At 66.2% G+C, this 12,084-nt stretch carries 10 protein-coding genes; 5 read left to right on the top strand and 5 right to left on the bottom strand.

Going from position 1 to position 12,084, the window contains the following annotated elements; translation table 11 throughout:
* Positions 1 to 2: 2 nt before the first annotated feature.
* Positions 3 to 1,295, top strand: a complete 1,293-nt coding sequence (locus tag R5H29_RS17290; RefSeq protein ID WP_332329563.1) for an MFS transporter — start codon at positions 3 to 5, stop codon at positions 1,293 to 1,295.
* Here R5H29_RS17290 and R5H29_RS17295 read toward each other — a convergent pair.
* Both R5H29_RS17295 and R5H29_RS17300 read right to left on the bottom strand, forming a co-directional pair.
* Positions 1,276 to 1,737: a bacteriohemerythrin gene (locus R5H29_RS17295; RefSeq protein WP_004151683.1), complete on the bottom strand. Its 462-nt coding sequence runs from the start codon at positions 1,735 to 1,737 to the stop codon at positions 1,276 to 1,278. The two genes, R5H29_RS17290 and R5H29_RS17295, sit on opposite strands and share 20 nt — an antisense overlap.
* Positions 1,738 to 1,823: 86 nt before the next feature.
* Entirely contained in the window at positions 1,824 to 3,167 is a 1,344-nt protein-coding gene (locus tag R5H29_RS17300) for a diguanylate cyclase (protein WP_332329564.1), read from the bottom strand.
* 201 nt (positions 3,168 to 3,368) lie between these two features.
* On the opposite strand from R5H29_RS17300, the gene R5H29_RS17305 reads away from it, so the two are divergent.
* Positions 3,369 to 3,755 carry a hypothetical protein gene (locus R5H29_RS17305; RefSeq protein ID WP_227199817.1) on the top strand — a complete coding sequence of 129 codons (387 nt, stop codon included), beginning with the start codon at positions 3,369 to 3,371 and terminating at the stop codon, positions 3,753 to 3,755.
* Between the two features lie 111 nt (positions 3,756 to 3,866).
* On the opposite strand, the gene R5H29_RS17310 is transcribed toward R5H29_RS17305, so the two are convergent.
* Complete coding sequence (locus R5H29_RS17310; protein WP_180832773.1) at positions 3,867 to 5,471, bottom strand: MASE1 domain-containing protein; 1,605 nt, start codon at positions 5,469 to 5,471, stop codon at positions 3,867 to 3,869.
* 219 nt (positions 5,472 to 5,690) lie between these two features.
* Complete coding sequence (locus tag R5H29_RS17315; RefSeq protein ID WP_407073550.1) at positions 5,691 to 6,968, bottom strand: NAD(P)/FAD-dependent oxidoreductase; 1,278 nt, start codon at positions 6,966 to 6,968, stop codon at positions 5,691 to 5,693.
* A 161-nt stretch (positions 6,969 to 7,129) separates the two neighbouring features.
* Here R5H29_RS17315 and R5H29_RS17320 point away from each other — a divergent pair, with 161 nt between their 5' ends.
* The 3 genes from R5H29_RS17320 (at position 7,130) to R5H29_RS17330 (ending at position 10,486) form a co-directional block, all read left to right on the top strand.
* Complete coding sequence (locus tag R5H29_RS17320) at positions 7,130 to 7,891, top strand: gamma-glutamyl-gamma-aminobutyrate hydrolase family protein (RefSeq protein WP_332329535.1); 762 nt, start codon at positions 7,130 to 7,132, stop codon at positions 7,889 to 7,891.
* Positions 7,888 to 9,285, top strand: a complete 1,398-nt coding sequence (locus R5H29_RS17325) for a glutamine synthetase family protein (protein ID WP_019659051.1) — start codon at positions 7,888 to 7,890, stop codon at positions 9,283 to 9,285. The genes R5H29_RS17320 and R5H29_RS17325 overlap by 4 nt, the downstream gene beginning before the upstream one ends.
* 91 nt (positions 9,286 to 9,376) lie before the next feature.
* Entirely contained in the window at positions 9,377 to 10,486 is a 1,110-nt protein-coding gene (locus R5H29_RS17330) for a polyamine ABC transporter substrate-binding protein (protein ID WP_019659050.1), read from the top strand.
* Between the two features lie 38 nt (positions 10,487 to 10,524).
* Here R5H29_RS17330 and R5H29_RS17335 read toward each other — a convergent pair whose 3' ends face one another.
* Complete coding sequence (locus R5H29_RS17335; protein WP_332329536.1) at positions 10,525 to 11,889, bottom strand: NAD(P)-binding domain-containing protein; 1,365 nt, start codon at positions 11,887 to 11,889, stop codon at positions 10,525 to 10,527.
* Positions 11,890 to 12,084: the final 195 nt, after the last annotated feature.

Below are 12,084 nucleotides of genomic sequence, written 5' to 3' on the forward strand. Positions count from 1 at the left end.
CGATCACCGCTGCCGCGCCGTCCGTGAATTCCCCCCGTCGTGTCCTGCTGGCCAGCCTGATCGGCACCACCATCGAATTCTTCGATTTCTACATCTACGCCACGGCCGCCGTGCTGGTGTTCCCGCACCTGTTCTTCCCGGACAGCAGCGAGCAGGCGGCGCTGCTGCAGTCACTGGCAACGTTCGCGGTCGCGTTCATCGCGCGCCCGGTGGGCTCGGCAGTGTTCGGCCACTTCGGTGACCGTATCGGCCGCAAGGCCACGCTGGTGGCCGCGCTGCTGACCATGGGCATGTCCACGGTGCTGATCGGCCTGTTGCCCACCCATGCACAGATTGGCCTGTGGGCCCCCGCGTTGCTGGCGCTGTGCCGCTTCGGCCAGGGCCTCGGGCTGGGTGGCGAGTGGGGCGGGGCGGTGCTGCTGGCCACTGAGAACGCACCGCCGGGCAAGCGCGCCTGGTATGGCATGTTCCCGCAGCTGGGTGCGCCGCTTGGCTTCCTGCTGTCGGCCGGCATTTTCCTGGTGCTCGGCCGCTGCCTGAGCCAGGACGACTTCCTGCAGTGGGGCTGGCGCATTCCGTTCGTGGCCAGCGCGTTGCTGGTCGGCCTCGGCCTGTGGGTGCGCCTGAACATCCACGAGACCCCCGATTTCAGGCAGGCGCTGGAGCGCAAAGCACCGGTGCGGCTGCCGATGTGGACGGTGCTGCGTGACCATCCGGTGGCGATGCTGCTGGGCACGCTGGGGGCGTTCGCCACCTTCGTGCTGTTCTACCTGATGACCGTGTTCAGCCTCGGCCATGGCACCGCCGTGCTGGGCTACAGCCGCGAGCAGTTCCTGCTGATGCAGATGGCCGGCATGCTGTTCTTCGCGCTGGGCATCCCGCTGTCGGCACGCTATGGCGACCGCTGGGGCACGCGTCGCACCATGATCGTCGCCAGCGTGCTGATTGTCGGCTTCGGCGTGCTGTTCGCACCGCTGTTCCAGCCGCACAGCCCATGGCTGGTCACTGCGTTCCTGTGCCTGGGATTGTTCCTGATGGGGCTGACCTACGGCCCCTGTGGCACCTTCCTGGCCGAAATCTACCCGGTGGAAGTGCGCTACACCGGCGCCTCGCTGTCATTCAACCTGGCCGGCATTCTGGGTGCGGCGCCGGCGCCGTACCTGGCCACCTGGCTGGCCGAACGCTTCGGCCTGGTCGCGGTGGGCTACTACCTGTGCCTGACCGCGGTGGCGACCCTGTGCGCGCTGGTGGCACTGCACCGGCGCGCGCTGCGGCTCAACCAAAGAAGCGCTTGAGCGTGCGCCCCAGCCAACCGCCGCCCTGGTGTTCGCGGGCGAACTGGTTAAGGTGCGCCTTGACCTGTTCGGCATAGGCCTGGTCATCACCGCGGATGTGGTTGAACAGCCAGCGCGAGAGCATGGTGCGCAGTTCATCGCTGATGTCCTCGCCGGCCTGGAAGCGCATGCGGTATTCCGATACCCGCTTGATGAAGACCTCATGCACGCGCTTGTGCGCGGCACAGAACGGATAGCCCGCCTCTTCCATCAGCTCTTCCTCGAACGCGAAGTGCGACATGGTGTAGTCCACCACTTCGTCGATCACTTCACCCACCGCCGCACGCTGCATGCTGGCCTGTGCCACGTGCAGGTGGTTGAGCATCTCGATGATGCGGCGGTGTTGTTGGTCGATCACATCGATGCCGATGTTCAGATCGTCCTGCCAGACCAGTAGTGCCATCCCCCGGCTCCCCTTCATGCGTATGTCGGGGCCGACTGTAGAACTGCCGCGCGGGTGCGGCGTTGATCTGGATCAAGGCGGGCCGGTCAGGGCAGCGCCGGCTCGCGGGGGCGCAGCGGGCTGGCCACCGTGGTGCAGCTGACCCGGTTGCGGCCACCGGCCTTGGCCAGGTACAGCTGGCGGTCGGCCTCGGAGATCAACCGGTGCAGTGCATCACGCTGCGGGCGCAGGCAGCACAGGCCGATGCTCACGGTCATGCGCAGGGTGGCGGTGCCGATGTCCACTTCCAGCGCGGCGATGCGCTGGCGCAGTTCCTCGAAGTACAGCAGCGCCTCGTCCTGTTCCATGTCCGGCACCAGCAGGCAGAACTCCTCGCCACCGAAGCGTGCGATCAGGTCCTGGCTGCGTGCATGTGCGGCCACCGCGCCGGCCACCGAGCGCAGCGCATCATCGCCGGCCTCGTGGCCGTGCGTGTCGTTGATGTGCTTGAAGTGGTCGATGTCGATCATCGCCACCGCCACGCACTGGCCATGCAGCTGCAACTGTGGCAGCTGGCGCTGGCTCTGTTCCAGGAAGAAGCGTCGGTTGGGCAGCCCGGTGAGGAAGTCGCGGGTGGCCAGATCCTGCAGAGTGCCGATCAGCTCCAGCTGGTCCACGTTCTGCGAGACGCGGCAGAAAAACTCCTCGCGCGAGAACGGCTTGCGCAGGAAGTCGTTCGCACCGTTCTTAAGGAAGCGTGGGATCAGCGAGGCATCGGTATTGCCGGAGATGCCGATCACCGCCACCTTGTCGCGCGAGCGCAGGGTACGCAGGCGGCGGGTGAACTCCACGCCCTGCATGCCGGGCATTTCCTGGTCGACCACCGCCAGGCGGATCGCCGGGTGCGCCTCGATCGCAGCCAGGCCCTCGTTGCCGTCGGCGGCTTCATGCACCTCATGGCCGTACATGCGCAGCAGGGCCGCAGCGTAGCCACGCGCAGACGGCGAATCGTCCACCACCAGCGCGGCGATGCGGCGGTTGCGTTCCAGCCGCTGCACCAGCCACACCAGGTAATCGATGCTGCCGGGGGTGTTCTTCAGCACGTAATCGATGATCTGCTGCTGCAGCACGCGCTTGCGCAGGTCCTCGTCGTACACGCCGCTGACCACCACCGTTGGCAGGTCGCGCTTGAGGAAGAACTCGACCACCGCATCACGGTCGCCGTCGGCCAGCACCAGCCCGGTCAGCACCAGGAACCAGCCGGCACCTTCGCTGAGCAGGCGATCGGCCTCGGCGAGGGTGGAAGCGATCACCACCGGCAGCTCCAGGCGCTGTTCGATGGCTTCGCGCAGCATGCCGGTGAACGCACGGGAATTTTCGACCAGCAGGATCCGCTGTGGCAGGGGATCGGCCAGGTCGCCATTGAGGGCGGCCTGCGGCAGGACGGGCATGATGCGGTGGCTCACGAAGGAGGGCTCGGCACGGATAGCGGCGGTTTCGGGTGTAACTTTAGGACGAAAACGTCCGTGCTCGTCGTTTGGCCCATTGCTCAGATGGGAAGCGGTTAGTATCAGCTGGAGGTTCTCGATTTCAACTTCGACCTGGAGGTCACTGTGCGATTTTCATGTTTTGGTGCGGCTACTGGATTTCTGATGATTGCCGCTGCCCCGGCAATCGCGGGCGGTCCCTCGGATTTTCATGGAAAGCCATTGGCTACGGCTGGGTTGGGGCAGGCCAGTCCGGCTGCGGTCAATCTCAGCCAGGACCCCAGCTGGCAGCTGTATGGATTCCAGCGTGATGGCATTACCTATTTGCAGGTGAACGACCTCCTCGGAAACGTGCAGCTGATTATCGGCAACGCAGGGGGGACCTACTGGGTGCTGCCGGCAGGCAACAATGCGACCAAGGTTTCGCTGCCTCAGCAGAAGATCCAGATACCGGCAGGCGCCAGCCGCTCGCAGATCTACAGCGGCAGCGATTTTTCGCTGGTGCGTTATCGTAGTGGCGGCGAGGTCATCTGGTCGGTTGAAACACCGTAAATACGTAGAAGTGCGCAGCGGTGTCGGGATATCCTGCGCCGCTGCGCTTGCCGCGATGAACGCGGCAGAGGGCGATTATTGTAGGGCCGGCCCTCTGGCGGACACCGGCAATCAGATCTGGGTCTGCGAGCTTCCCTGCCCGGAGGTGGTCACGTGATCCATAGCGCTGAACGATGCAATGCCGATGGCGGCGGAGTCACCCGTCTCCACCATCGCCATCCGTATCCGATTCCGATGGCACTGCACTGTTCCGCCATAGGCAATCGTGCGGCCAGCCAAGCGCTCGACCGTGGCGGTGACGGTTGACGGTGACAGGCTGCGGTATGAATCCAGCAGTGCGACCGTCATCAGGATGCCGCGGCGTCCTCCTCTCCTGCCGCAACGCACGCGGATGCTGATCTGACCGGATTCCCTGTTGATCAACAGCGAAACGGCATCGGTGAGGGCGCGATAGGCGGCCAGCTGCAGGCCGACACTGAGCTGACAGGGATCGCCGAGCAATCGAGGGCGCATCACGCGATGGCTCAGGTCCCAGGTTTCGCGTACGCCGCCGGCCTGCAGGGCGACGTAGAGCCCAAGATGTTCCAGTGCTGCGGGATAGACCATGCTGGTTTGTTCGCGGAACTGTCGCGAATGGACCGAAGCCATATGCAGGAGACTGTTCGCTATCGTGGGATGGCCATGCGCATTGAGCCAATTCACCACCTCGCTGAGCGAGGTGTCGATGCCGTCCCCCAGCTTCCTCAGGTGTCGCGCGCGCTCACGGAGATCAAGCTCGCTTGCCACCAGTGAATTGCGCGCGTGCTTGAGCGCATCCCTTTCACCCACTTCGCCCAATCGCGAACGGTGGTAGTAGTGGGTGATGCGCGACCCTAACACCAGCAGTGCAGCGCCGGTGACCGCCATGATCTGCTGGGTCGCGAACGCAGCTGGATCGAACGCACCCGTGTAGGGGCTTGGGGTGGTCAGGCCAATGATCAGGTTGAGCGACGGTACTCCGATCGCCGCACCTCGCCAGCCATACAGACAGGTGAGCACGACGACCGGCAGCGCCATCAGCAGCTGCATCGATGTCTTGGCGTTGGCTTCGTCCAAGGGCAGCTGTGCGGCATACAGGCCAATTATGGCCATCAGCGTCAGGGCAGCGAGTGCAGGCGGGGCGAAACCTGATGTCCAACGGGCGTTGCCGGTCCGGCGTGTCCACAGCAACGCAAGCGGTGCAAGGGTCAGTATGCCGATGAAGTCGCCAACGACCAGGCGCGCGATGCTCGCAAGCACCGGCATCTCCGGTGGTGTCGGCCACAGGAGATGTGCCAACATCAGATTGAGCGCCGTGACCACCAGTGCCGAAACCGCCGCGACTGAAATCAGCCATGCATTCTTCGTGGTCACCATCATTTTCCGGTGCAGATGCACGATCAGCATCACTGCAGGCATCAGCAGTGCCGAACCAAGCACTATCCAGGCCAGTCCATACTTCTCGATCATTGGCACGCGCATCTGCGCAAAGTAGGCGTATTCGCCCAGCAGCAGGTACGGCCACCATCGAGGCGGGAACAACAGCACCGCAGCCACGCGGACGCCGGCGGGCAGGTAGAACTGGTCGAGCGACAACTGGCGAGACGCCCAGCATGCGATGGCGTACAACAGCGCAAGGACCAGCCCCGCCGGGCGGATACGCAACTTCAACTGCAGGCCTTCATTCCACCAGTTCAATCGCACATCTCCCTCTAGTACGTTCCCTGTCAGCATCCATTCGCCGCGGGACCCGGTTCTGAGGGACGGTATCGGCATGAAATAGATAATGCAATTGCCGATGCGATCTGCCGATCAAATGAGAATTCCGTCACGCCCTTCGGGATGAGTGCTCTTCACATGCTGTGGAGGTCCGGGAATTGCCAGTTCTTCGGAATCTCTCCGTGTCAGCTCACCGTTTCACCACAACGCATCCCGCAGCTTGTACCACGACATCGCCGCCACCAGCAGCGGCGTGCGCAGCAGCCGGCCGCCAGGGAAGGGGGCATGCCGCAGGCGCTGGAACACGTCCAGGCGCTCACTCTGGCCTGCAATGGCGGCGGCGATCACCTCGCCGGCCAGCCCGGCGGCGGCCACCCCATGGCCGGAGAACCCCTGCGCGAAGTACAGATTGCCGTCCAGCCGGCCCCAATGCGGGGCGCGGTTGCGGGTAATGTCCACGTAACCGCCCCAGACCTGCTCCAGCGGCACGTCGGCCAGTTGTGGAAACACCTGGTGCATGCGCCGCTGCATCACCCCGTGCAGGCCGGGTGGGGGCAACGCCGAGTAACTGGCGCGACCGCCGAACAGCAGCCGGTGATCGTGGCTGAGGCGGAAATAGTCCAGTGCCCACGCGGTGTCGGCCACGGCCATGTTGTTGCCGATCAGGGCGCGGGCGCGCTCGGCACCGAGCGGCGCGCTGGCGCCGATATAGGTGCCGACGGGCATGATCCGCCGTTCCAGCTCGGGCAGCAGGCCCTGCAACCAGGCGTTGCCGGCCACCACCAGATGCGCAGCGCGCACGCTTCCCTGCGCGGTATGCAGGGTGGGCTGCGGTCCGCGCTGCACGCGGGTCACTGCGGAGTTCTCATGGATCACCGCGCCGGCCGCACGCGCCGCATCGGCCAGTCCGCGGGCATAGGCCAGGGGCTGCAGATGCGCGCTGAGCGGATCGAACATCGCGGCGCGGTAGCGTGGGCTGTCCAGCTGTGCGCGCAGGGCATCACGGTCCCACCACTGCATGGGGTAGTCGTAGTGGCGTTGCAGATGCTCGCAGTTGGCCTGCAGGTCGCGCTCATGGCGTTCGCGGATGGCGACGCTGGCGTGGCCTTCCACCCAATGACAGTCAATGCCGTGCCGATCGATGCGTGCGCGCATCGCCTGCACCGCGTCGCGTGACCAGTCGAACAGGTGGCGCGCATCATCACGACCGAGCTGACGCTCCAGTTCGTCCACCTCGCAGCCATAGCCGACCAGCGCCTGGCCACCGTTGCGACCGGACGCGCCCCAGCCGATCCGCTGCGCGTCCAGCACCACCACGCGCTGGCCGCGCGTAGCCAGTTCCAGGGCTGCGGTCAGGCCGGTATAGCCGGCGCCCAGCACCGCGACATCGGCCTGCACATCCCCCCGCAACGAGGGCAGGGCGGGCGGTTCGGGCAGGCTGGCGGCATACCAGCTGGGCGGGAAGGCGGCGCTCACCGCAGGCCTCGCGGGCGCAGTGCGGGAGGGGGGAGCGGGGCAGGTCGATCAGCGTTCACCCCGGTAGTTTCGCCGATGCGCGGCAGCTGCGGTGTGACGGCAGCGACTTGCCGCCGTTGCCAGGCGACGGGTAACGTGTCGGCACGCCAAGGAGTGTCCCCATGCGCCGCCTGCCCTGGGTGGGCCTGCCCACCGACAGCACCGTGCTCGGCCACCACCGTTTCGCGGTGGCCGGCGAGAAGTACGTGCGCGCGCTGGCCGAGGCCGCCGAAGTGACCCCGGTGGTACTGCCGAGCCTGCAGCCTCCTTTGCCGGTTGGCGACTGGCCGCAGGGGCTTGATGGCCTGCTGTTGACCGGCGCGGTCAGCAACATCGAACCGCGGCACTACGAGGGCGGTCGCAGCTGGCCGGGCAATCTGCATGACCCGGCCCGTGATGCCAATGCGTTCGCGTTGCTGCGTGAGGCTTTGGCGCAGGATCTTCCGGTACTGGCGATCTGCCGCGGCTTCCAGGAACTGAACGTCGCGCTGGGTGGCAGCCTGCATCCGCAGGTACACGCGGTGCCTGGCCTGGCTGACCATCGCGAAGACCCGCAGGCGCCGGTGGAGGTGCAGTACGGACCGGCCCACGCGGTTACCCTGGTTGCCGATGGCTGGCTGGCGCAGTGGCACGGCAGCGACCGGGCGCAGGTCAATTCGGTGCACGGGCAGGGCATTGCCCGCCTCGCGCAGGGCCTGCAGGTCGAGGCCGTGGCCGACGATGGGCTGGTCGAAGCGGCACGCAGCCTGCACCATCGTTTCGTGCTCGGCGTACAGTGGCACCCGGAGTGGCGTGTCATGCAGGCGCCGTTCTATCACGCTATTTTCCGTGCGTTCGGCCAGGCTTGCCGGCAGCACCAACAGAACCGACTGGATTCCCGATGAGTTCCCGAACGCGCCCGCGCAAGACGGCCACGCCCCCCGCACCGCAGGAAAGCACGCTGCTGCGCTGGCTGAAGGAGCGGCGCATCACCGAGGTGGAATGCCTGGTGCCGGACATCACCGGCAACGCGCGCGGCAAGATCATTCCCGCCGACAAGTTCTCGCACGACTACGGCACGCGCCTGCCTGAGGGCATCTTCGCCACCACCGTCACCGGCGAGTTCCCTGACGATTACTACGAGCTGACCTCGCCGTCCGACTCGGACATGATGCTGCGCCCCGATCCGGACACGGTGCGCATGGTGCCGTGGGCGGCCGACGCCACCGCGCAGGTCATCCACGATTGCTACACCAAGAGCGGTGAGCCGCACGAGCTGGCGCCACGCAACGTACTGCGCCGCGTGCTGGCGGCCTACGCCGAGCTGGGCCTGCGCCCGGTGGTGGCGCCGGAGCTTGAGTTCTTCCTGGTGCAGAAGAACACCGACCCGGACTTCCCGCTGCTGCCACCGGCCGGCCGCTCCGGGCGCCCGGAGACCGCGCGGCAGTCGTACTCGATCGACGCGGTCAACGAATTCGACCCGATCCTCGACCTGATGTACGACTACGCCGATGCGATGAAGCTGGACGTGGACACGCTGATCCACGAATCGGGCGCGGCGCAGCTGGAGGTCAACTTCACCCATGCCGATGCGATGGACCTGGCCGACCAGGTATTCCTGTTCAAGCGCACCATGCGCGAGGCGGCGATGCGCCACGGGGTGTACGCCACCTTCCTGGCCAAGCCGATGGAAAACGAGCCGGGCAGTGCCATGCACATCCACCAGAGCCTGGTGCGGATGAGTGACGGCAGCAACGTTTTTGCCGGTGATTCCGATGCCGAGGGCGAGTTCAGCCCAGTGTTCGGCCATTACCTGGGTGGCCTGCAGAAGTACGCGCCGCAGGCGATGGCGTTCTTCGCGCCGAACGTGAACTCCTACCGCCGCCTGGTGTTCGGCGAGGTCTCGCCGAGCAACGTGCACTGGGGCTTCGACAACCGTACCTGCGGGCTGCGCGTGCCGCTGGATACGCCGGAAAACATGCGCGTGGAGAGCCGTTTCGCCGGCTCCGACGCCAACCCGTACCTGGCAATGGCGGCGACCCTGGCCTGCGGCCTGCTCGGCATCCGCGAGCGGCTGGCGCCGGACGCGCCGGTGACCGGCAGCGCGAAGGAACTGGGCTACAACCTGCCGCGCTCGCTGGGCGAGGCGCTGGACGGGCTGGAGCAGTGCAGCGAGCTCCAGGCCCTGCTGGGCGAGCGTTTCTGCCGCGCCTACATCTCGGTCAAGCGCAAGGAATACGAGACCTTTTTCCGCGTCATCAGCTCGTGGGAGCGCGAGTTCCTGCTGCTGAACGTCTGAGCATCTGGAATAGAAAAATCCGCCGCCGGGGGGTAGGCTGGCACCCGTCGCCGGCCCCGCCGGCCCCCCTTCCCGCATTCTGGAGCACCCGATGAAGCTGCGTATCCTCACGCTCGGCCTGGCCTCCGCCATGCTTGCCGCCTGTGGCGGTGGCAACGGCGGCGCGCAGGACAGCCAGGTCCTGAACGTCTACAACTACAGCGATTACATCGCCGAGGACACCATTCCGACCTTCGAGAAGGAGAGCGGGATCAAGGTGACCTACGATGTGTTCGACAGCGATGAGATGGTCGAGACCAAGCTGCTGGCCGGCAACAGCGGCTACGACGTGGTGGTGCCGACGCTGAACTTCTTCGGCCGCCAGATCCAGGCCGGCGTGTTCCTGCCGCTGGACAAGAGCAAGATCCCGAACCTGGCCAACCTCGATCCGGCGGTGATGAAGCGCATCGCCACCCAGGATCCGGGCAACCAGTACGGCGTGCCGTACATGATCGGCACCACCGGCATCGGCTACAACGTGGACATGCTGAAGCAGCGCTTCGGTGGCAGCACCGACATCGCCAACAGCTGGGACCTGGTGTTCAAGCCGGAGAACATCAGCAAGATGAAGGACTGCGGCGTGACCATCCTGGACACGCCGGCCGACATGATCCCGATCGCGCTGCATTACCTGGGCCTGGACCCGCACAGCGGCGACCCGGCCGAACTGCAGAAGGCGGCCGACCTGCTGAAGTCGATCCGCCCGTACGTTCAGAATTTCCACTCCTCGCAGTACGTGGGTTCGCTGGCCAACGGCGGTACCTGCCTGGTGGTCGGCTGGTCCGGTGACATCATCCAGGCCCGCGACCGCGCCGAGGAAGCCAGCAATGGCGTGCACGTGGCCTACTCGATCCCGAAGGAAGGTGCGCCGCAGTGGTTCGACATGCTGGCGATCCCGAAAGACGCCAAGCACCCGGAAGCGGCTTACAGGTTCATCAACTACCTGCTGGAACCGAAGGTCGCTGCGGCCAACACCAACTTCATCCACTACGCCAACCCGATCCCGACCGCAACGCCGCTGGTGGACGAGGCGATCCGCACCGACCCGACCATCTATCCGCCGGCGGATGTCGCCGAGAAGATGTTCACCTACTCGATCAACACGCCGGAGACCGACAAGCTCTACACCCGGCTGTGGACCGAGGTGAAGACCGGCCGCTGAGCCGGTCTGGCGCCGTCGGGCCCTGCCCGGCGGCTCCCTTAACCTGCGCCGAAGCCGGTACTTCCGCTTCGGCCAAGGTGCTGCAGGATGGCCGGCAGCAGGTCGCGTGCGTCGCGGCCGCCGTTGCACAGGAACGACGAACTCATCCGCTGCAGGTTGTGCATGCCGATGAAGAACAGCCCCGGCTGCGGGGAAACACCGAAGTCGCCAAGCGGATAGCCGTGTGCATCCAGCACGCCCTGCACGTCGAGCCAGGGCCACTCGGCGACGAACCCGGTGGCCAGCACCACCGAGCGGATCCCCGCATCCTGCAGATCCAGCTCGCACGGGGACGGTTCCGGCTCCCAGTGCAGGTAGACCTCTTCGGGAATGTAGCGGGCATCGTCAGTGCGCGGCTCGGGCCGCGTGGCGTAGTACGCGCTGGCCAGCGAATCGAGATAGGCATATTCGGCCCGCGTCGCCTCGATCGCGGTATGCAGCTGCGGGCGGACATCGGCGAAGCGGGCGGTGTTTCCGCTGAATTCCTGCAACCGGCCCAGCAACCTGATGCCTGCGCGGTGCATCGCCAACAGGCTGATCGAACTGCCCAGGCCGGCGCTTCCCTTGCCGGATATCAGCGGGAACTCCGCAGTGCGGGCCTTGCGCAGCGCGTCCGGCCCACCCGCCAGTACTCCCGCCGATTCGCTCACGTGCTGGTGGATGCGCCCGGCCATGTCCCACCAGGTCATCGAGTCCTTGCCGCGCAGCCGGCGGGTGTGCGAATGCCGCTGGGCCAGTGACCAGTACACGCTGCGACCACCGTCGCGCAGGTCCTGGGCGATCTGCGCGCCGGACTGACCGCCGCCGATGACCAGCACCGCGCCCTCGGGTAGCTGGCCGGGACTTCGGTAGTCGCTGGAGTGCAGCACGGTGAGGCCTGGTGCGGGCGCGAAGGGGGCCCGGGGCAACCGCGCCCGGCGGTATTCACCGGTGGCGACCACCACCGCCTGGGCATGGATCAGCCCCCGGCTGCTGTCGATGTCATAACCACCGGACTCGGGCCCGACCCGATGGACCACGCACCCCTCGCTGATCGGCAATGCGCGCTCGTCGGCATAGTCGCGCAGCCGTCGGATCACTTCCGGGGCCCCCATGAACCCTTCCGGGTCATCCCCGGCATAGGCATGGCCATGAAGGGCCATGGTCGCGTTGGCGGTGTTGGTCTGGAACGAATCCCAGCGCCGCCGCCAGCTGGCACCCACGGTTTCGGCCTCCAGTACGCGATGCTCGACGCCGGCCTCCTGCAGGAGCGCGCTGAGCGACAACCCGGCCTGGCCGGCGCCGATGATGACCAGCGGCAGCCGTGCAGGCAGGCAGCCCGGCAGGCGGGGCGGGAAAGGGGAGGGGCTGTCCGGGGAAATCACAGGGTCGGTCCATGCAAGGCCTAGATCCGGGGCATTGCGCGGGGAATGTCCCGGGCTTTCAATGGATCACGCTCTGAAAAATGTTGCAGATCGGGCCGCCGCCCGTGGTGCCTGGCCGGGACGGCCGTCCGGGCGTCGAGGAGAGCCCGGGCCTTCCGGCGGACAGGCCGCCATGGCGGGGGAAAACCGACACTG

It is taken from the genome of Stenotrophomonas sp. A3_2 (assembly GCF_036624925.1).
GTDB lineage: Bacteria > Pseudomonadota > Gammaproteobacteria > Xanthomonadales > Xanthomonadaceae > Stenotrophomonas > Stenotrophomonas hibiscicola.